23 protein-coding genes and 2 pseudogenes are annotated in these 21777 nt (G+C 26.8%); 17 read left to right on the top strand and 8 right to left on the bottom strand.

The features are described from left to right. Positions 1–45 precede the first annotated feature (45 nt). On the bottom strand, positions 46–1407 hold the full coding sequence (locus tag AACK97_RS07250; RefSeq protein WP_338967740.1) for a M17 family metallopeptidase: 1362 nt from the start codon (positions 1405–1407) through the stop codon (positions 46–48). Between the two features lie 113 nt (positions 1408–1520). Between AACK97_RS07250 and pepF the strand changes: the two genes are divergently transcribed. Both pepF and AACK97_RS07260 read left to right on the top strand, forming a co-directional pair. Next, on the top strand, positions 1521–3308 hold the full coding sequence (gene pepF, locus AACK97_RS07255; RefSeq protein ID WP_338967742.1) for an oligoendopeptidase F: 1788 nt from the start codon (positions 1521–1523) through the stop codon (positions 3306–3308). A gap of 261 nt (positions 3309–3569) precedes the next feature. Then, complete coding sequence (locus AACK97_RS07260) at positions 3570–4031, top strand: hypothetical protein (protein WP_338967743.1); 462 nt, start codon at positions 3570–3572, stop codon at positions 4029–4031. A gap of 221 nt (positions 4032–4252) precedes the next feature. Here the strand turns inward: AACK97_RS07260 and AACK97_RS07265 are convergent. Further along, positions 4253–4759: pseudogene (locus tag AACK97_RS07265) on the bottom strand (IS30 family transposase); the annotation flags it as partial. Between the two features lie 275 nt (positions 4760–5034). Here AACK97_RS07265 and AACK97_RS07270 point away from each other — a divergent pair. Both AACK97_RS07270 and AACK97_RS07275 read left to right on the top strand, forming a co-directional pair. Then, entirely contained in the window at positions 5035–5979 is a 945-nt protein-coding gene (locus tag AACK97_RS07270) for an IS30 family transposase (protein WP_338967744.1), read from the top strand. A gap of 151 nt (positions 5980–6130) precedes the next feature. Then, a pseudogene (locus AACK97_RS07275) lies at positions 6131–6637 on the top strand (IS30 family transposase); the annotation flags it as partial. Positions 6638–6744: 107 nt separating this feature from the next. Here AACK97_RS07275 and rpsD read toward each other — a convergent pair. Then, complete coding sequence (gene rpsD, locus AACK97_RS07280) at positions 6745–7359, bottom strand: 30S ribosomal protein S4 (protein WP_338967745.1); 615 nt, start codon at positions 7357–7359, stop codon at positions 6745–6747. A gap of 543 nt (positions 7360–7902) precedes the next feature. Here rpsD and AACK97_RS07285 point away from each other — a divergent pair. The 11 genes from AACK97_RS07285 (at position 7903) to AACK97_RS07335 (ending at position 14342) form a co-directional block, all read left to right on the top strand. Then, positions 7903–8202: a hypothetical protein gene (locus tag AACK97_RS07285; RefSeq protein ID WP_338966992.1), complete on the top strand. Its 300-nt coding sequence runs from the start codon at positions 7903–7905 to the stop codon at positions 8200–8202. A gap of 132 nt (positions 8203–8334) precedes the next feature. Beyond that, on the top strand, positions 8335–9177 hold the full coding sequence (locus tag AACK97_RS07290; RefSeq protein WP_338967747.1) for a rolling circle replication-associated protein: 843 nt from the start codon (positions 8335–8337) through the stop codon (positions 9175–9177). A gap of 73 nt (positions 9178–9250) precedes the next feature. Next, positions 9251–9463 (top strand): hypothetical protein, encoded by a 213-nt coding sequence (locus AACK97_RS07295; protein ID WP_215826178.1) that lies wholly within the window; start codon positions 9251–9253, stop codon positions 9461–9463. A 164-nt stretch (positions 9464–9627) separates the two neighbouring features. Further along, positions 9628–9858: a hypothetical protein gene (locus AACK97_RS07300; protein ID WP_338967749.1), complete on the top strand. Its 231-nt coding sequence runs from the start codon at positions 9628–9630 to the stop codon at positions 9856–9858. Between the two features lie 15 nt (positions 9859–9873). Then, positions 9874–10110, top strand: coding sequence for a hypothetical protein (locus AACK97_RS07305; protein WP_338967750.1), 237 nt, complete (start codon positions 9874–9876; stop codon positions 10108–10110). Positions 10111–10264: 154 nt separating this feature from the next. Continuing rightward, complete coding sequence (locus tag AACK97_RS07310) at positions 10265–11131, top strand: hypothetical protein (protein ID WP_338967751.1); 867 nt, start codon at positions 10265–10267, stop codon at positions 11129–11131. Between the two features lie 13 nt (positions 11132–11144). After that, positions 11145–11471 (top strand): hypothetical protein, encoded by a 327-nt coding sequence (locus AACK97_RS07315; protein ID WP_338967752.1) that lies wholly within the window; start codon positions 11145–11147, stop codon positions 11469–11471. A gap of 9 nt (positions 11472–11480) precedes the next feature. After that, positions 11481–11726 (top strand): hypothetical protein, encoded by a 246-nt coding sequence (locus tag AACK97_RS07320; protein ID WP_338967753.1) that lies wholly within the window; start codon positions 11481–11483, stop codon positions 11724–11726. 3 nt (positions 11727–11729) lie between these two features. Further along, positions 11730–12053, top strand: coding sequence for a hypothetical protein (locus tag AACK97_RS07325; RefSeq protein ID WP_338967755.1), 324 nt, complete (start codon positions 11730–11732; stop codon positions 12051–12053). Between the two features lie 85 nt (positions 12054–12138). Continuing rightward, a complete protein-coding gene (locus AACK97_RS07330) occupies positions 12139–14016 on the top strand; it encodes a hypothetical protein (RefSeq protein WP_338967756.1) in 1878 nt (625 codons plus the stop codon). 179 nt (positions 14017–14195) lie between these two features. After that, positions 14196–14342, top strand: a complete 147-nt coding sequence (locus AACK97_RS07335; protein ID WP_338967757.1) for a helix-turn-helix domain-containing protein — start codon at positions 14196–14198, stop codon at positions 14340–14342. An 88-nt stretch (positions 14343–14430) separates the two neighbouring features. On the opposite strand, the gene AACK97_RS07340 is transcribed toward AACK97_RS07335, so the two are convergent. From AACK97_RS07340 to AACK97_RS07355, 4 genes are all read right to left on the bottom strand, one after another. Then, positions 14431–14772 (bottom strand): hypothetical protein, encoded by a 342-nt coding sequence (locus AACK97_RS07340; RefSeq protein ID WP_338967758.1) that lies wholly within the window; start codon positions 14770–14772, stop codon positions 14431–14433. Positions 14773–14976: 204 nt separating this feature from the next. Next, the gene (gene tyrS, locus AACK97_RS07345; RefSeq protein ID WP_338967759.1) at positions 14977–16224 is read right to left on the bottom strand and encodes a tyrosine--tRNA ligase; all 1248 of its coding nucleotides are present in this window, start codon (positions 16222–16224) and stop codon (positions 14977–14979) included. Positions 16225–16242: 18 nt separating this feature from the next. Continuing rightward, a complete protein-coding gene (locus tag AACK97_RS07350; protein WP_338967760.1) occupies positions 16243–16881 on the bottom strand; it encodes a hypothetical protein in 639 nt (212 codons plus the stop codon). A gap of 56 nt (positions 16882–16937) precedes the next feature. Beyond that, the gene (locus AACK97_RS07355; RefSeq protein WP_338967761.1) at positions 16938–17990 is read right to left on the bottom strand and encodes a nicotinate phosphoribosyltransferase; all 1053 of its coding nucleotides are present in this window, start codon (positions 17988–17990) and stop codon (positions 16938–16940) included. 247 nt (positions 17991–18237) lie between these two features. Between AACK97_RS07355 and AACK97_RS07360 the strand changes: the two genes are divergently transcribed. Continuing rightward, positions 18238–19050: a DegV family protein gene (locus tag AACK97_RS07360; protein ID WP_338967762.1), complete on the top strand. Its 813-nt coding sequence runs from the start codon at positions 18238–18240 to the stop codon at positions 19048–19050. A gap of 11 nt (positions 19051–19061) precedes the next feature. Then, positions 19062–19922 (top strand): DegV family protein, encoded by an 861-nt coding sequence (locus AACK97_RS07365; RefSeq protein ID WP_338967763.1) that lies wholly within the window; start codon positions 19062–19064, stop codon positions 19920–19922. A gap of 112 nt (positions 19923–20034) precedes the next feature. Here the strand turns inward: AACK97_RS07365 and AACK97_RS07370 are convergent, their stop codons facing one another. Beyond that, positions 20035–21777, bottom strand: coding sequence for a PTS transporter subunit EIIC (locus AACK97_RS07370; protein WP_338967764.1), 1743 nt, complete (start codon positions 21775–21777; stop codon positions 20035–20037).

Raw genomic sequence — 21777 nt, forward strand, 5'->3', positions numbered from 1 at the left:
GTTATCTATTTAAAATAGATAACTTTTTAATTTTACAAATTATTACTATTTAACTCTACTTAAAAGTTCAACTAGTGTTTTAACCATAACCCCACTACCACGAGAATCGCTATCAGCTGTTCCCGCAATATCTAAGTGAATGAAAGGTTTTTCTTCAACAAATTCTTGTAAGAAAGCAGCCGCTTGTGAAGAACCCATATCCCGAATTTTTCCAATATTTGCTAAGTCAGCTATTTGTGAGCATTGCATTTCTTCAATATTTTCTTTGTATATCGGCATTCTTCAAATGCGTTCTTTGCTTAAATCACTTGCTTGTTCAAATTGGTGGTAAAAATCATTGTTATTACTAAATACACCTGTAGCATGTTTTCCTAGCGATACTACGATTGCTCCGGTTAGAGTAGCAACATCAATAATTTTAGTAGCGTTGTTATTTCTAATGGCATAAGTAATTCCGTCAGCTAAAACTAAGCGTCCTTCAGCATCAGTATTTAAGATTTCAACGGTTTTACCGTTCATTGCAGTTGCCACAGCTTCAACTAAGGTAGCGTGACCTCCAATGCGATTTTCAGTTAAACAGGCAACAGCAACAACATTAATTGTGGGTTTAATTTTAGCAATGGCTAATAATGTTGAACAAACAATTGCTGCTCCCGACATATCAAATTTCATATTAATCATTGAAGCTGCTGGTTTTAATGAATAACCACCAGAATCAAAGGTAATTCCTTTGCCCACTAAACCAATTTTTTCTTTGCTATTAGGATTTCCTGTGTATTCAATTATCACAACTCGGGGGTCGTTGTGGCTACCATTAGCAACAGCTAGTAAAAGACCCATTTTATTTTCAATAATTGCTTTTTTATCTAAAATAGTAATTTTAACATTATCAATGTCTTCAAAAACTTTTTGAATATCTTGAGCAAAGATTTCTGGGTACATTAAGTTTGGCGGTGTATCTTGTAAGTTTCTTGTTAAATTAACACTATCTAGTTTAATTTGAGCAGTGTTAAAAATTTCGGTGCTATCACTAATATTAGTAATTAGATGATAGTTTGCTTTTTCTTGCTTTTTTTCTTGTTTATAAGATATTACTTGATGTTGGGTATATAAAATGGCTTCACTAATGGCTTGTAATGCCAATTGTTCATTAAAATCATCAGTTGTAAAACTAGCAACATCAATATTTAATTCCCGAGTGTTGGTACTGCTAAATTTTTTCATTCATTGCTGTAATTTACAAAATATCATTTTCTTTTCTTTAAAGTAAACGAAAAGGATTTTTTCTGAGTCGATTAAGGTTGTATTTCCTTCAGATTTTTCAACGGTGTCCTTAATTGCTGCGCCTTCAAAAATCGCTTTTAAAGTTACAATGTTTTGTTGTGATTCTTTTGTTAAGTTAATCATATTTTTCCTCCTAATAATAAAATTATATAAATTATAACATTTTTGATTGCACAAATGCCGTAATATATTGATATAATCATAAAATAGATTAATAAGGGAAGAGGATACAACTAATGAAACGAATTAATGCTGATAAGAAGTATCAATGAGATTTAAGTTATTTATTTACTAGTGATGATGAATGAACGAAGGCGTTACAAAATTATATTAGTCATTATGGTAAATTGTATAATTTAAAAGGGAAATTACATCAACAAGAAAATTTTAAGCAATATATTTTATTGTCAGAGGCGGGAGAAATTTTAGGTGCAAAACTTTCGCAATATTTACATTATGGTAGTTTAGATACTACTGATGAACGATTTATTAATTTAAGTAATTTAATGATGAATGAGTCATTAAAAATTCAAACTAAGATGTCATTTGTTGAACCAGAATTAAAACAAATTGGTGCGGAAAAAATTATGCAAATGTTAGCAAATGATGCGGAATTAAAAAATTTTGAATATGATTTTCGGTCATTTTTTGAAAAAGTAAAATATTTATTAACAGAAGAACAAGAGGAATTATTAAACAATGTTGCTAAAACGCGAAGTACTAGTTATCAACTTTATGATTTATTAGCATATGCTGATAAGGAAAAACAATATCTTGATTATGATGGTGAAAAACAGGAATTAACAGAATCATTAGCAACTTCAATAGCACAATTATCGCGTCCCAAAGAAGATCAAAAATTACGACGAGAAACTAGTATCTTATTAAACAAACATTTAATTACAAAGAAGCATTCATTAGCTAAAGTGTATGAAGATATTATTCAATATAGTGTTGAAGAAGTTAAATTAAGAAACTATGAAAGTTCATTGCAAGCATCATTATTAGGTGATAAAGTATTGCCAGATATGTATTTAACTTTATTAGAAGTTGGAAAAGCATATATTCATTTATATCGGCGTTTTATTAAAATTAAACAAAAATATTTTCAATTAGATAAATTTTATGCAACTGATAGTCATTTATTAATGAATAAAACAGAAAATAATAAGTATACTGTGGTGCAAGGGATTGCAATGGTAAAAGCAGCTTTTCAGCCATTGGGAGCAGAATATTTAACGATGTTAGATATCGCTTTATTACCAGGGCGAATTGATTATTTTGAAGACACTAACAAACGCAGTGGGGCATATTCGTCATCAGGTAAAGGTGTTGAACCAATTATTTTAATGAATTGAGATGATTCATTAAGATCTGTTGCTACCTTAGCACATGAATTAGGTCATTCCGTGCATACATTATTTTCTAATAAATATCAACCGCCTAATTTAGCACAATATCCGATTATTTTAGCAGAAGTGGCATCAACTTTTAATGAGCATCTTTTATTTAAATATCTGTATACGCAAGCTAAAGAAAAAGATGAACAAATTTATTTATTGGAAACAAGAATTAATGATTTAATGGCTACTTTCTTTCGTCAAATTCAGTTTGCTAAGTTTGAATGGGAAGCTCATAAAATAGTTGAACAAGAGCAGCCGATTAATGCTAGTATTTTAGCAAAATTGTTTAAAGATGTTTCAATTGAGTATGGTTATGATGTTTATGATGAAATTGCTGATGATGGCATTTATGCTTGACCGCGAATTTTACATTTCTTTAATTCCCCTTATTATGTTTATAAATATGCTACTTCGGTGACAACTTCGTTTAAGTTATATGATGATTTTGAAAAGGGCAATAAAGATAACATTTTGAATTTTCTTAAAGCAGGGGGTCATAAAGAACCAATGTTAATTTTGCAAGATGTTGGTATTGATTTAGCACTGGAAGCAACCTATGTGCCGTTAATGGAGCATTTGGAGCAACTATTGGATGAATTGGAAAAATTATTACAGCTTTAAAATAACAACTAAATTAACTTGTATAAAAGATGTTAAAAGTCAGAAGTTTACTTCTGACTTTTTTAAATTAGTTTTTAAAATGGGTCACAATGTCATTTTTAGAAAATAGTTTCAATGGAAATCATTTAATTTTAGATATAATTATAATGTCATTATAAGTTTAAGAAAAATATTTATATTTTAAGGAGTTGATAGTTTTTGAATTTATCAAGGAAAGTTTAAAAAATGTAAGTAATTAAAAAATAGAGAGGTAGTTGCTAAATGCTTAGTCTAAAATCAGGAGAGAGACTTATACAAAAACCAGTTTTTTTAAAAATATTTTATTTAAAACTAGCAATATATTTATTATTATATATTTTGTTGCTAATTCCGATTTCTAATCGCAATGAAACATTTTATAATTTTTTTAAATTAAAATCAGCGGTTGGCGAATATGCTGATTATGAAGTTAGTACAATTATTAATTGAACATTTTATAGTTTTTTAACAATGGTGCTATTGACAATGATATATAAAAATTATTTGCGATATCGCTTTTTTGCTTTATCAGTGCTAGTTCTAATGTATGTAACATTGGTAATGACTATTCTTTTGGTATTAGTTAAAGGGGATTTCTATGTAAAAAAGACAACAAGGTTACTTTTAACTTCAATCATAAGTTTATTAATTTATTTGCCAGCATTAACTCTTAATATTGCGTATTTACAATTAAAAGATAAATAAAATTATTTAATAGTTGGAAGGACATGAATAATTATGTTGAGGGAAAAATTATTATTAATTATTATTTTGCCAGTCTTTATGAATCATATTCCTAATATGAAACCAGTATTTAATTCTAATTTAAAAAAAGAAAATAAAAATTTAACTTGAAAAAGTATTGAGACTTTAAGAAATGATTTATTTTATGAAACCTGAATTGTAAATATAAATGGGACAGTTTTTTAAAATAATTGTATTAAATCTATTGGTCTTTTATAAGATAATGATTTTCTGGGTGTAGAATTAATTTGAAATGCTATAGAATTTAAGTCTTTTTGTTTATATGAAGATAAATCAGTAGATTTTGGTAAATATCTTCTTAAAATACCATTATTGTTCTCATTTAAACCTCTTTGACAAGGTTTGCCGGCATCTGCAAAATAAATTTTAACATTACAATTTTTTTCAATTAATTTTCATTTACTAAATTCTTTACCACGATCAAAAGTAATAGTTTTAATTGTTCCTGGTATTAATTTTGAAATAAATTTTATTATACTTTGTGTAATACTTTCTGCTTTATGATTTTTAGTTTTCAAAGGAATTGTGGTTTTTGATCATATATCAGCTAAAGTAATAATAGAACTTTTATGATCTTTACCAACGATAGTATCTCCCTCTAAATGGCCAAATTCTTGTATATTTTTAATATTTGGAATGATTAAATTTCTTTCATGAATAGATTTACAAGGTCGCGTTTAGTTTTCTTAGGTATTTTTAAAAAAAGAAAAAATAATCATTTACTATAAATTATTTCAATATGCAAATTAAGTATATATTTCTTATGTATGATTTTTTTTGTAAAAAATTATTTTAATGTTGTTTTTATAAGCATTTTAGTGAGTTTTTATAACCTTTTATTAAGATTATGTTTGTTAACCTGAAATGTAAAATTAAAAAGGACACTTATATAAAAAACAAATTGTGTTAATTCTATAATTAAGAAAAGAAAGGAATTAGCACAATGTATAAGTATCTGACTATTGAATCAATAATAGCAATAAAAGAATATAAAAGTTATGGATTTTCTATTCGTAAAATAGCAAAAGCAATTGATTATAGTAAATCAACTGTACACAGAGTTTGTAAATTATTAAATCAAAACTTATTACCATTAGAAATATTGAATCAAGTTCAAAAAAATAAACAAAATGCAGGTAGAAAATTAATAATTTTAACTTTAACAGAAATTAATACTATCAATTATTTGTTAATTACTAAAAATTATGCTCTTGATATAATTGCTGATTTTTTAAAGAAAAATAAAATAAAAAATATTTCAACAAAAACTTTATATAACATGTTTAAAACAAATCGAATGGGTTTTGATGAAAAAAATTTATTGAGAAAAGGCAAAAATAAACCTCATAAACAAAAAGAAACTAGGGGCAGAATTAATAATTGTAAATCTATTCATGAAAGAAATTTAATCATTCCAAATATTAAAAATATACAAGAATTTGGCCATTTAGAGGGAGATACTATCGTTGGTAAAGATCATAAAAGTTCTATTATTACTTTAGCTGATCTATGATCAAAAACCACAATTCCTTTGAAAACTAAAAATCATAAAGCAGAAAGTATTACACAAAGTATAATAAAATTTATTTCAAAATTAATACCAGGAACAATTAAAACTATTACTTTTGATCGTGGTAAAGAATTTAGTAAATGAAAATTAATTGAAAAAAATTGTAATGTTAAAATTTATTTTGCAGATGCCGGAAAACCTTGTCAAAGAGGTTTAAATGAGAACAATAATGGTATTTTAAGAAGATATTTACCAAAATCTACTGATTTATCTTCATATAAACAAAAAGACTTAAATTCTATAGCATTTCAAATTAATTCTACACCCAGAAAATCATTATCTTATAAAAGACCAATAGATTTAATACAATTATTTTAAAAAACTGTCCCATTTATATTTACAATTCAGGTATATATTAAATATTTTGTTTTATTACTTATTTTTTAGATAAAATGATAATTAAATTGTGATTACTTTTTTTTCAAAATTATTTAAACCTTTTCCTACCTAACAAAACTAAACGCGACCTTGTAAATCTATTCATGAAAGAAATTTAATCATTCCAAATATTAAAAATATACAAGAATTTGGCCATTTAGAGGGAGATACTATCGTTGGTAAAGATCATAAAAGTTCTATTATTACTTTAGCTGATATATGATCAAAAACCACAATTCCTTTGAAAACTAAAAATCATAAAGCAGAAAGTATTACACAAAGTATAATAAAATTTATTTCAAAATTAATACCAGGAACAATTAAAACTATTACTTTTGATCGTGGTAAAGAATTTAGTAAATGAAAATTAATTGAAAAAAATTGTAATGTTAAAATTTATTTTGCAGATGCCGGAAAACCTTGTCAAAGAGGTTTAAATGAGAACAATAATGGTATTTTAAGAAGATATTTATCAAAATCTACTGATTTATCTTCATATAAACAAAAAGACTTAAATTCTATAGCATTTCAAATTAATTCTACACCCAGAAAATCATTATCTTATAAAAGACCAATAGATTTAATACAATTATTTTAAAAAACTGTCCCATTTATATTTACAATTCAGGATTTAAATAGTAAAAAGACTTAGAGGATTATCACTCTAAGTCTTTTTACTTATCTTTAATTATACTTAATTTATTATTAAATAATACGGTTATATCATTCAACAATTAAAGATTCATTAATTTCCGAATTTAATTCATTTCTTTCAGGATAACGAATGTAAGTTCCAACAATATTTTTGCGATCAAAGCTAACAAATTCCAATGTTCCAACATTTAATTCAATTGCTTCTAACAGTTTTGGATTGTTCTTATAATTTTCTTTAATTGTAATCTTATCATTAGGTGATACACGATAAGAAGGGATATTAACTTTCTTATTATTTACTAATATATGACTGTGATTAACTAATTGGCGAGCTGCACTTCTTGTTCTTGCTAAACCTAAACGATAAACAATGTTATCTAAACGAGATTCTAATAAAATTAAAAAGTTAGTTCCTGTAACACCACTCATTTTTTTGGCTTTTAAAAATGTATTTCGAAATTGTTTTTCATTTAAACCATACATATATCTTACTTTTTGTTTTTCTTGTTGTTGTAAACCATAGTTAGATAATTTTCTTCTTCTTGCTCCGTGTTGTCCTGGAGCAGTTGTACGCTTTTTTCCTTTAGCAAATTCTTTTCCAGTTTCTAAAATTGAAAATCCAACTCTTCTTGCAATTCTAAAAATAGCTCCTGTATATCTTGACATAATAAAAACTCCCTTATCAATATATTTGACATTATAAAATCAGTGAGTTTAAATTAAACTCTAATTAAGATAGATTACTATTCGCCATTGCAGCAAAGGCTACTTAAAGTAAAAAATTAAGCAATCTATTTGCAACTTAATTATGTTTAAAAGCTGTGATTTAATTGTCTTTAAGTATTATATAAATTACTTTCTTAAATGTCAATACAAGTTTATTTAAGGTAATGTAGAAACCATATACATATGACAAGATTTTGTTTTCTACAAACTTTTAGGGGGTGTTTTCTTTTGGCAGTAATATTTTGTATTGAATGCGACAGCGAAAGCTATGTCATTGGTAATAAAAATACAGTTGGAATCTGTAATTCTTGCGATGAAAAGGGTTTTTAAATTTTGAAAGGAAAGATAAATTATATAAAATATGTCGCTGGTGTTTACATCTATTTAGTGATAAACGATATTTGCATGTTGCTTGTGAGAAAAAATTTATTAATCATATTAAAAAAATTTTAAAAAATAAAAGTAAAAGGAATTTAGATAATAATGTTTAAAGTTAAATTAGTTAGTATAAAAAGAAAAATATTTAAAAATAAAGATGGCTCTATGATGTCGGGTTATTCTGCCGAATTTTTGCGTTATGAAAATGACTTATTTGAGCCTACCGGTGAACAAAAGGCTTTATGAATTGATGATAACAATCTAGAACAACAAGAAATTTATAAACTGTTAAAAGAAAACGTTAAATCATTTTTTAGTTGCGAATTAACTTTTGAAAAAACCCCCAAAATAGTTAACTTGCAAAAAATTGAATTATCAAAAAATCAAAAAAACTTGTCTAGTTAATTGATAATCACTTCGGTCTGCGAAGCGGTGCGGAAGGCGTATGCCCCGCCCGCTAGCGGGTTAGTCGGCGAAGCCGACTATTACTTGATTAAATAACACAACTGGCGAAAATCTAAAACGGGAGCATAAAATATGAATTTACAACTTCAAAATCCGATTGATTTTTATATGAAAACTATTTATTACGGTCAATACATTCGTAATATTGTTATGCCTTTAGAACATATCAAAGCAAATAACCGCAATGTTAGCGGTTTAAAAAATAAGGGTAATTGCGATACAAAACTGCTTAATAGTAATATTCGTGCAAAATCTAATGTTATTCGGAAGGCATATCATAATTTTTGAAATTGTAAAAAACTTACATTTTTAACCCTTACTTATGCTGATGTTAATGAATTTGACATTAGAAAATGTAAGCGTGATTTAAATAAATTTTTAAAAAAATTAAAATATTGATTTAAAGTTAAAAATAAAAATATTAAGTATTTGTATACCTATGAATATCAGAAACGAGGCGTTATTCATTTTCATATTTTAATCACCGAAAAAATACCCCATAAAATTATTTTACAATTTTGACCTTATGGAATTAATAAAAATATTAGAGTTCGTGAAAATACTAATGAAGTGGTTGTAAAATATTGCTCCAAATATATAACTAAAAATGTCCTGAACGAAAAATCATTAAATCAATATGATTTAAATATCAAGGCTTATCAATTCTCTTATAACTGTCAAAACCCCATTACTAGAAAACAAATATTTACCGATACTTTGAATAATATTGTTAATAGAACCGTAAATTCTGAATTTGTAAAGTACTTAAAATCAACAGTTAATAATTTTAAAACTAAAATGTGCGGAGCAATCTATGAATTTAAAAATATTAATTATATAGACTTTGAAAGTGCAAATTATGCTTCATTAGAAAGTTTAAGATTTAGAAATCAACTAAGAAAAATGAAACATTAAGAGTTAAAAAATGAAAGAAAAATTGCAATTTAAAATAAGAATTAAAAATTAAAAAATTAAGGAGAAAAGAAAGATGAGTATATTTGGATTAGTATTTTTTACGATTTTAACATTATTACTAGCATACTATATTGCGGTTAATATTTATCGGTTTTTTAAAGATAAAAAGAAATATGGTAGCGAAGCAAAGCAGTTGCCAAAAGATTTTACTTATGCACAACGAATATTTATTGCAAAGTTTAAGCGAAATTTATTAGAACAAGATGAAAAAGAAATTAAAAAGTAGGTTTAGAAAATGTTTAAAAAAATAATTATTGAGTTAATTGAACTAATTTATCCAACTGCCGATTTACCACCCCAAGTTGTATTTTTGTTTTCAATTTTAATAATTGTAATGCTCTTCTCGGCAATTATTTTTCTACTCTTTTGACCTTTTAAGCGGTAATTATTATGTTTTTAGTTGCTTGAAAAGATTTAGATTGAGAAATGATAAAATCATATTTTTGAGATTTATTTATTCAAATTAAAGTTATTCCGGCGTGAGTTTCTGGTAAAGAAATTGATTTAACCAAAGAACTACTTTGACTTTTAATAGCCAATATTGCCTTTTGAATGGTATTAGTATTCATTATCTTATTTATGGTTATTTTATTTTATAAGGTTAAATCATATTTTGTTTAGAAAGGGGGTGATTATATGATTGGAACTTTCTTGGCCGATGCACCAGCAAAAATTACTGGTGAACAAGCGGTTACTAACTTATGAAAAGCATTAATTACAGCGTTCGGTAATATTTGAACTGATATTATTGGTGGCAATATGCCAAATGTCGTTAATTTTTTTGCTACATATTGAGTTTTCTTGCTTGGCGTGATTATTGGTTTATTTTTAATCGCTTTCAAAATGTTTGAAAAATTAATGCCCGGCAGATAGTAATAAAAATAAAGAAAATGTGATTTAAGTGATGCTATTGTTTAAAAAAATAAATTTAAGACTATATGATTTTGTGGCTTTAAATCGCACTTTATTTATTATTGCGTAATTCTATGGTGCGATTTTGCATTATTATAATCCCCAAAGTTGACGAATGTTATTTGATATTATTTATTTATTAATTGCTTTGTATATTCTATATACTAAAATTTCTCATTTTTTTGCTCGTCGTAGTTTTATTAATTTCTTATTAAATTCACCCTTAAATTTAGTAATTGGTGCCTTAGGAACTGGAAAAACTGCTTTAATGGTTTTAGCTTCTTACTTATTAAGTGGTTGAAAAACGATTTCTACTTTTCCGATTACGGATAAACAAATGCTTTCATTAGGGCATATGTCTTTATTAGATTATAATTATCCGATATTAGAAGAAAAGCATTTACTATTATGAGATGAAACCAACTTATTTTTAGAAGGAACTGACTATAAAGAAAATGATAGAGTAACTCAAGGTTTACAAGAATATTTCGCTTCGGCTCGACAATTTACCCATATTGTATTAGCAAGCGGACAACGAGCCGAACATATATGAGTTAAAGTTCGTGATATTGCGAATTCAATAATTGTTGGCATTAGAAAAAAACCAGTTAGTATCTCTCGTCCTTATTTACAAGTTATTTACGGCACTTTTAAATCGGTAAGCGAATACGAACAATGACGATTAACGCTAATTAATGCTAAAAATGATAAAAAAGGTCGCGAAATCAAGTATCGTAGCATTCCGGAATTAGACATTTATTTCTTTAAATTGAAAATTCCGATGTCAATTTTAAACCTTTATGATAATAAATATTTATCATTCTTGCGTGAATTAAGTAATCGTGCTTTGAATGATAATTATCAGCATAAATTTTGAAATGATAATGTGATGGATATTGAAGCATTAGAATATTTAAAAATGGAAAAATTTAGTAAGATACTTACTAAGTTAAAAAATAATCTGAAGAAGAAAAACAAGTAAAGGAGTTTAAAAAATGGAAAACTTAGAAAAAATGGCTAGTTTAATTGGCGATATGTTTTATAAAGTTTTTGATTTAATTTGAACTTTAACCATTCCTGGAACAGATATTCGCATTATTATTTTTCCGCTAATTATGCTTGTGATAAATCTTGTAATTGGTGGCATTTTAGGTATTCATATTGAACGACCAAAAGTTGGTTTTCGTAAAAAATATCAAAAATCAGTTGCTAATTGAGGAGCTAAGAAAAAATCATCTAGTGGTTCAATTAAGAAGTTTAGTGGTAATAGCCCTAAAAATAGACCATGAGTTAACCAGCACGGACGGCGAATAAAAAGGTAGGTTTAGAAAATGTTTAAATTAATAATATTATTTATTCTTGTTGCTGTTTTTTCTATTTTTGTTTTAAACGACTTTTTAGGTTTATGAGCCTATGTGCGTGAGGGTTTAGAATATTTTAATAAAGTTCTATCAAATAATATTAAAATTTTAGATTTGTTTAAACCAATGATTAGGTTATTTTCTCAACATCCGATTTTCCAAATTTTAGAAACGATTTGCATTTTATCAACAATATATTTAATTTTAAGGAGTTAAAAAATGAAAAAGTTAAAGAAAATATTAGGTATTAAATGATTTAAAAGTGTTTTAGGTTTTATACATTTTTTTATTATACTTCATAGCTTTATCGTTATAATTTGAGTGTTTTTAACAAGAATTAGAACTAACACAGATGAGTTTTTTAAAGATTTTATATTGTTTGATTTTCAAAATGTATTTTTTAAGGTGTATTTTTGATTATTAATGGTTTATTTGTTAATGACAGTTGTTAAGTTAATTATTAAGCGTTTTTATTTTAATAAAGTAGTTAGAAAACATCAAAAAGAAGTTATTAATATTTCTGAATGTCCATTATATTATTAATATAAATTCTCTCATGCTTTTAAAGCAATAAAAGAGAGTTTTAAGTCGTGATGAGATGCATAAGATTATTTCTTGATTTATTATAATGTTTATTAGTTTGGTACCGTTAGGGGCGTTTTTTGATACAAAACAACCACCAAAACCTAATATGGAACAATTCTTTATGAAACGACAAAAACGAGCCACAAACCCTAGTCAATGTGGTGAAAGTTGCGAATTAGAGTTTTCCAAGATTGATAAAAGTGCTTGAATAATTAGTGGTTACGGCGGGGGTTCATATCATTTAGAAATTGATGCTACTAATTTAAAGCTTTCGAGTGATTTTGATATTCAAATAGGTAATGGCGATTTTGTTCAAAGACCAGCCCTTCAATTATTTGTTGACAAAGATAGTGCTGGTTATAATCAAATTAATAACTTTTATCGTTCTAATGGCTCTTATAAGTCCAAGCCTTTTAAAGAATTTTATTTTATTGATAATTTAATTAATTTTAAAGTATTTCTTAATAAGAAAGTTCCGCAAGGTCTTAACACGAAAATATTTCATATCACTTCATTTTCAGCGGAAATGCCTCCTTTACCAGAAAAAGATAACGAGCAACCGTTACCCTTGGAAATAACTAAAAAAGATGGTGAATATCAGTATAATCAGTTTCAAGATAAACTTGATTATTTGATGATACAACGCCGAGATTTTGATAAATTTAATTATAGTTATTTATATTGAGTTCCCGTTTTTAATTTCTTTGACGATAATTTTAAATATATGAGTGAAATTTCAATTAAATTAAATGGTTTTAAACAGAATAGTAAATTTAGTTTAAGTCGCAAAAATTCATATCCACTTGGTTTCATTGAAAAAGTTATTTTTAGAGAACTTTCCTTTTCTAGTTTTGGTGATGTTATTACTATAAAAACTGAGCATGGTAGCATTGTGGGTTGTAATGAGTTTTTAGAAAATGGTAAATCACTTTGAAAATCTGGCTCACAAACAAGTTTTGGAGGAGATTTTATTAATACCTTTTTTGGACAAATTAATTATTATGGTAATACTTTCCATTTTTTACGCTATGATGATAAATTAAAGACTGATTTTAAAGATTTTATGCTCCATTATCAAAAACATTTAACTGTTGATTTTATTAATGGTTTATTTAACAAAATTTATAAAGTTTTAGGTGGTTTTTTCGTACAATTCTTTTATGCAAGTTTTGATATGGATGTTTCTACTTATGTAGAATTAGATTACAAAGGAATGCCACAAATCCCTAAAAATGTTTTACAAATGGGTTTTTTCTACCGTTCCTTAATTACTTTTTATCCCAAACAATATTTAATTAATTTTGGTTCAACAATCCAAAATAGTAAGAATATGATTTTTCGTTCTTATTTCTTTGTTAAAGATAAACAAATTGTCAATGGTTTTAATACTGGTAAAAGTTCTTATCAAATAGATTTTAATGTTTTAAAAGCGTATGATAACCAATTATGAAACGCTACTAGTAATAAACTTAAACTGCATTTTTATAACGCTAAAGTTGATGTGATGTATGGAATTAATATTTTTACACTGACTTTTCCGCTATATAAAAAGAAAGGTGAAAGCACCGAATACCATTATTCTTTATACGATTTTAACATTTTGAATTCAACGGCTTTTATTGGCGGTGGAATAAGTGGTAATATGGATGATTTAATTCCAACACCCAGCTGTTCTTATTGAGGTTTATTTAGTGCCATATCTTGTGGTATTCAACACGCTTCTGTTAGTGTGTTGAATTGATTACTTGGTATTTCTCGAATTAATCTTTTAATTCGCCCTATTGCAGATATTGCTAAAACAACGATTAATTTTACCAAAACTGCCTTTCCGGTGTTTGAAGTTATCCCGGCATTTCAGATGTTATTTGAATTTGTAGCGCCATTAGCAATCTTATTAATGATATTAAAAAAGTTCTCTTAAATATTGCCAATATTTTTTATAATATAATTCCTTTGAAAGGAGGATTTTTCTTTATGCGAAAATTTTTATCAGCTGAATTATACTTGTAAGTGCAAGTAAATAAAATTGCAAAAGATTTCATATAAAAATTTCATGATGCTAAGTTTATTTTAGAAAAAGTAAATTTAAGGAGTTTTTATATGGGATACAAACATCTTGGCATAGATGAAAGAATTTATATTGAGAATCAATTGAAATTTAAAGTAAAAATTAGTGAAATAGCTAAAAATCTTAATCGAAGTATTAGTACTATTAATCGAGAAGTTAATAGAAATGCCAAATTGTAAAGTTAAGTGCAACTAAATTATTTTTCTAACCAAATATTCGATTGGCGAAAGATAATTTAGTTGCACTTAACTTTACAATTTGGTATTTTTAAACAAAGTTATAATAAAATTCTTTGCTCTTAGTAATCGCTTCACTAACAAAATTATAATTTGTTATTATTTCAAGTTTTTCTTTAAATTCTAAAATATTATTATTTTCAACTAAACTAACTAAACTATCAATATTTTCTTTAGAAATGTTAGCATTACGATTTTCACTCATACAAGAAAGATAAACTAAAAGTTTAGGAAACATATTATTATCCCCATTTTTAGTTTGTAAACATATCATCTTAAAAAACTTCGCTTTTAATACAATATCATCTTTAATATTTTCATTGATATCTTGTTTAATTTGATTAGTAATAACAGTTTTAATATCTTGTGGCATAATGCTCCTCCATTTTTAAGCAATTTTCTTTAAACAAATTATTAAAAAAATAAAGAAGCTTAATCATTAAGCTTCTTTATTTTTTATTATTACAAAATACATTTCTAACTGCTAAATTCTATTTAAAATTATATACAAATTATGCAATAAAATATTTAAAAAAACAAGATAAATTTTTATGAAAATAACTTATTGTTTTAAACATTAATGACTATTAACTTCAACAATATAATAATGTTGTTTACCTTTACGAATAAAAATTATTTTATTATATAGCAATTTATCTTTAGATAATATATAGTTTTCATCAGTAATCAGTTGCTCATTAACATAAATAGCATTACTCTTTAATAGTTCCCGAACTTGAGTTTTAGAACTACATACTTCAAGTAATAAAAGTAAATCAATAAGTTTATGTTCTTGACTAACAGTTATTCACGGAACAGAATTTTTCATTTGTTGAATTTCACTCATTTGTAATTGCATAACTTTTTGTGAAAATAATGCTTCACTAATATTAATCGCCATCATAACTTCTTGTTGGGAATGAACAAAAGCAACAATTTCTTTTGCTAATACCTTTTGGGCATGTCTTTTAGCCTTATTAACATTATGTTTTGCCATTATTTGCAAAATATCATCTAATGATAACAAAGTTAATCATTTTAAAAGTTTTTCAACATCAGCATCATTTTGATTAACAAAAAACTGATACAAAATATATGGGGATGTTAAATTAGCATCTAACCAAATTGTTCCTTGCTCAGTTTTACCAAACTTAACACCATTACTTTGCGTTAATAATTCAATCGTTAACCCACTTGCTAAATGATTATCTTGTTCTTTTTTACGAATCAATTCAATTCCAGCAGTAATATTCCCTCATTGGTCACTACCACCAATTTGCACTAAACATTGATAATTCTTATATAAATACCAAAAATCATATGCTTGTAAAAGCATATAAGAAAATTCAGTATAAGAAATTCCTGTTGCGAGTCTTGTTTTAATTGATTCCTTATCAAGCATATAATTAATCGTAAACTCTTTCCCCAAATCTCTTAAATAATCAATTAAATTTAATTTTGCTATTCAATCATCATTATTTAAAACTTTAATATTATGATCTAATAATTTATCTAATTGTAAAGCAAGCGCATCACTATTTAATTTTACTGTTTTAGCATCTAACAATTTTCTTTCTTCAACTTTAAAACTCGGATCACCAATCATTGCCGTGGCTCCACCAATAACAGCAAGCGGTTTAAAACCCGCTAATGAAAAGCGATATAATAAAACAATTTGTAATAAATGCCCCACATGCAATGATGTTGCTGTTGGATCAATACCACAATAAACACTAGCATTACTATTCTTAGCCTGTTTTATTTTTTCACTATTAGTAACTTGTTTTAAAAGTCCTCGGGCTTGCAATTCTTCTAAAAATTCCATTTCTTACCATTCTTTCTCTTATTTTTGTTTTTCATCAATTAAATTAACAATGCCCCGATTTTTTTCAGTAACTTGCTGTTGATCATAAAATTTACTAGCGCGTTGATGAATATCATTAAAACGATTAACATAACTTTGCGCCCGAATATAACTAGTATCATCATAATGTGCATCATTAGTTGCTAAATTAACACTGTTATCACTTTTTCGATTAATAAAATCAATTGGAATTGGATTAACATTTCTTGTCATATTTCTTCCTTCAACATATATTGAAAAATCTTGATATTTTTGAATTTTACGATTAATAATTTCTTGCTGAACATGCTCATTAACATATTCTTCAATTGAACTATAAGTCTTTGTTGTTCTAACTAATGATTGTGGTCTAATACTATAAATATTATTTACTAATGAAAAATCTTTTGGTTTATCACTAGCAATATTTGCTTTATTAGCATTAGAACCTGTAATTGGTGAAATAATCTCTGTTGGTTCATAACCATATACTTGCTTTTGTTGCATTCAATTTCTTTGTTTACGACGATTTTCAGCAATTTTTGACTCTGCAATTTTTTGCTGATGACTATTTTCTTCATAAAGTTTTGATAATGAACCATTTAATCCATATTTAATTTTAAAATCATTAGTATTCATTATGACCCTCCTTTTAAAAGAAGCATTCGTTCTTTTAAATTATAACATAATCAAAATTAGATTTTTTGTACTAACTTATCATTTTCAATATTTTCACGACCAACTTTAGCAAAATTTTTATTATTTAATTGCACTAAATCACCAGTAAAATGAATATCAAACTTACCAATAGTTGCTCCCACACCATAAAAATCTACGGGGGTATTATCACTAGCAAATCAACTAATCTTCGCTTTATCAAATCCAGAACTAACAATAATTTTTACATTATTAAAACCTTCATCATCCATTGCTTTTCTTAAAGCCTTAATTAAAATTGGATTTATACCCATAATATTTTCATTATAATATTTCTCTTGATTTTCTTTAACAGTAAAATATTTATCAACTAAACTAATGCTAGTATCAACCCGAACAGCACTAAGACGATTTTGAAAATGACGACATACTTTTAAACTAGTATTAATAACATCATTATCAAAATCAACTAATACTACTAACTTATCATTAGGAAATAATTCACTATAAGCTTCTAAAGATTTAATAATATCACCATTAAAACCATGAATTAAAGCGTGGGGCATTGTCCCAACCAATATTTCTTGATTATTTCATCATTCAGTTTGTGCTCTCGTAACTTGTGATTTAATACCAGCAATATATGCAGCATAACCATCACCTTGTTGATTAAGATAGTCATCATTACGATCAAACATAAAGATGATTGGTTTATCATTACTAACTTTTAAAATCTCATTACAATTAGTAGCAACACTACTTCTTCTTGCTAAAATGCCATCAATAATTCCTTCTAAGTAACCAAATAAATGATAAGGACCGGTTATTTTTAAAACCGGAATATTAGCTTTAATAATATCACCATCATTTAAAGCATAAACAGATATTTTTTCTAATGGCGTTACAAATTCTTTCAATAATGCCACAATTTCATCAATACCACAAAGCATAACATTATCTTGTCTTTGAAAAAATTGCATCGTAACAATATTATTAGGAAAATACTTTTTAAGAATTTTTTGGGTTTTTAAAAAATAAATCGCACTATAATAGCCTTCTTTAATACGAACATCAAATTTAAATTTTGTCATTTAAATAGCCTCAAATCTCTTATATAATTATTAGTTTTAATATATCAATTTTACTACTTAATAAATATTGTAATATAGTTTTTAAGAAAATTTCTTTTTTTGATTACAAATTTTGCTATTCTTATCATCAAATTATCCTTTACTATTTCTTTTCTTGAATAATATTATATCAAAGTTTATAATTGATTAATAAACAAAATAGAGATTTTTGTGAGGTGTAAAATTAATGAAGCAATACATTATCTTAGTGGACTCAGCAACTGGTTATGATGAAGAACAGGCAAAAGAACATAATATGGCATTTGTTCCTTTAATGATAAATATTAACAATAAAACTATTGCTGACAATAACAAAGAAATTACTATTGATAAATTTTATAAAATTTTAGAAACTGAACCAATTAAAACCAGTCAAACGCCACCAGGAATTTTAAAAGAAAAATGAGATGAACTACTACAAGAATATGAACAAATTCTTTTCTTTCCAATTTCTTCCCATCTATCAGGACAATATCAAAGTGCAATATTACTAGCTCAAGATAATGTTTATAAAAACAAAGTCTATATAATTGATAGCGAAGCAGTTGGCGACATTAATAAAGAAATGATTAACCGCGCAAAACTATTTTTACAAGAACGACCTATTAATGAATTACAAGGTTTTATTGATGAACAGAAAACAAAATATTGTGCCTTCATTCTTCCATATCAATTAGATACATTGGTTCGTGGTGGTAGAATTAGCAGTGCTGCTGCTACCCTAGCTAATTTATTGAAAATTAAACCAATCCTAGAATTTAATGGTTTTATTGATAAATTTGATAAAACCAGAACATTTAAAAAAGCAATTAAAGAAGTTTTAAAAGAAATCAAAAAACGCTATGACAGTGCTGGCGAATTAACAATTATGCATTCATTATGTGATACGGAATTAAAAGAAGAAGTAATTAAAATCATTACTAAAGAAAAATTTACAATTAAACATATGAGTTTAATATCTAATGTTATTGCTGCTCACACCGGATATAATACATTTGTACTTGTATATTGAATAAAGTAAAGGAGAAAAAAATGTCTAACACAAATAAGAAAATTGCTATTATTGTTGACTCATCTAGCAACCTTGACCTTACAACGCTAAAAGAAAAAAATATTAATATCATTCCTTTATTAATAAGTTTTGAAGATAAAACTGAAATTGAAGATACCACTAGTGATATTAAAAAATCTAATTTTTATGCTCGTGTTAAAAATGGTGAATATACTAAAACTAGTCAACCATCACCGGGGAAACTAATGAGCTTATGGCGAAAACTACTAGCTGAAGGAAATGATGAAATTATCTTTATTCCGATTGCTAAAGGATTATCTGGTCAATACCAAAATGCCTATATGTTATCACAAGAAAGTGAATTTAAAAACCGCGTTCATATTATTGATACTAACGGCGCTGCTACATTTAATAATACATTAGCAATCAAAGCTACTGAAATTGTAGCTAATGGGGGCAACATTAATGATATTAATAAAATGGTAACCCAAGTTAAAAAAAATAGTTTAATTTACATTATCCCTGAAGATATCTCGCGACTTTCTAAAGGTGGTCGTGCCAAATCTGTTGTTGCTTCCCTAATAAGTTTAATCCGCGTTAAAGTCATTATTAAATTCGGAGAAATATCGGAAAAAAGTGGAATTGCCAGAACCTTAAACAACGCTATTGAAAGTGTAATCACAAAAATTAAAGAATTTATTAAAAATGAAAATTATATCTTAGAAATTCTCACATCACAATGTGATAAAAAGGTCACCACAATTATTAACAAAATTATAACCAACCACCCTGAACTTAAAATCAAAAAAGCATTCCTCCCTAACTGCTTTGTCAGTCATGCCGGTGTTAACTCCGTAGGAATTATTGTTGTTAAACAATAAAAAAAATTAACAAAGAAAAAGGTAGCAACGCTACCTTTTTTATTTACAGCACTAACAATAATCCCCTGTCACCTTATTTTAATGCTTTTAAAATAAAAACTATTTTCTATTTTTAAAAATTAGTTGCCAACAACTCTTTTGATGCCTGAAGCAATTTTTCTAATTCATCAACAATAAATTGGGCATCATTGCTAACAATCAGTTGTAAATCTTTGTCTGAAACCATTTTCGGATTAAGTTTATTATTAGCAATCCCTCTTACTTCAAATCTGACTTTATTTAATTGTTCAATTTTTCCAGCATCAACATTTTTAACAACAATTCTCACCCTTGTGACACAATTACCAACACTAATAATATTATCTTTACCTAAAATATCCAAAATTTTTCTGGCTAATAACTGATAAGAAGACAGTGGTAAACTATTATCCAAATTTTCTATTTCACTAACAGTTTGCTCGCGACCTAATGTCTGATAATTAAACTTCTTAATCAAATAATTAAAAGAAAAGTAATAAGCGCCCCCGCTTAGAATACCAATTGGTAATATTCAAGCCGGATTTGCTAGCACTTGGGCAATACCAGACTCCCAAGTTATTTTAGCAATTTTCATTGATTGATAAAAACTTAAAACATAATCAATAAAACCAGCAGAAAACCCAAAACCAATCCGAATTCCTAAACCAACAGTAATTGCAGCAATAATCCCTGATAAGACAATATGAACAAAAAATAATATTGGGGCTGCATAAATAAAACTAAATTCTAACGGTTCAGTAATCCCCGTTAAAAATGAAACTGACGCCGCTCCAAGTAATAATGCCATAACTTTTTTTCTTTGCTCAGGATGAGCACATTTAATGATCGCCAAGGCAGCAGCTGGTAATCCAAACATCATAATGGGGAAAAACCCACTTTGAAATAATCCGGCACCAACAACTAAATCATTACTAAGAAATGCAGGAATATCACCATTAATAACTGTTCCATTCTCTGAAGTAACAAAAGGGTGTTGTCAAAAAAAATAAATATTAAAAACACGCATTAAACCACTAGCATTTAATGCTCTATTAAACATTGTATAAACACTAGCAACCCCTCATTGAATATGACGGGTTGAATTGTCAACTTTTTCAGGAATAATAGCTTGTCCAAAAGTTAAAAGTCCTAACTGAAGTCAAGGTCAAATTATTGCCACTAAAATAGCAACTGGTAAAGAAACTAAAATAACAACTAATGGCACAAATCTTCTTCCCGAAAAAAATGACAAAGCAGTTGGCAACTTAATGGATTGAAAACGATTATAACAAGTAGCTGCTAATATACCAGCAATGATGCCACTCAGAACTCCCATATCAATAGAATAAATAACTTCATTGCCTTTAAGTTGATATAAAAGTTTTGATTTATTTTCTAAGTTAACATCTAATAAAATTGTTGAATAAATAATTTTTGGTAATATCGTCATTAGACCAATTAATATTGTATAAGCAAAAAAACCAATAAGAGCTGCTTCACCACGATTATCTTTAGCAAAACCAAAAGCTATGCCAATAGCAAAAAGAACAGAAAGATTATCAAAAGCACTGCGACCAATAAGTTGCAATACTGAACCAATATATCAAATAACACTGTTCTCAGTAATTCCAAAATCTTTAGCCATCATTAATCCGCCCACACGACTTAATATTGCCGCGATAGGTAAAATAGCAATCGGAAGCATTAATGATTTAGCAAGTTTTTGTAATCCTGAACTTGTTTTATTGCGAAAATGCTTTAAAGTATTTCTTGGTTGAAAATTACTTGATAGCAGTTTAAGTTTTTTAAAATTACTAAAAATATGTTTAAATTCCAT

The organism is Spiroplasma endosymbiont of Lonchoptera lutea, from assembly GCF_964019715.1.
GTDB lineage: Bacteria > Bacillota_I > Bacilli_A > Mycoplasmatales > Nriv7 > Nriv7.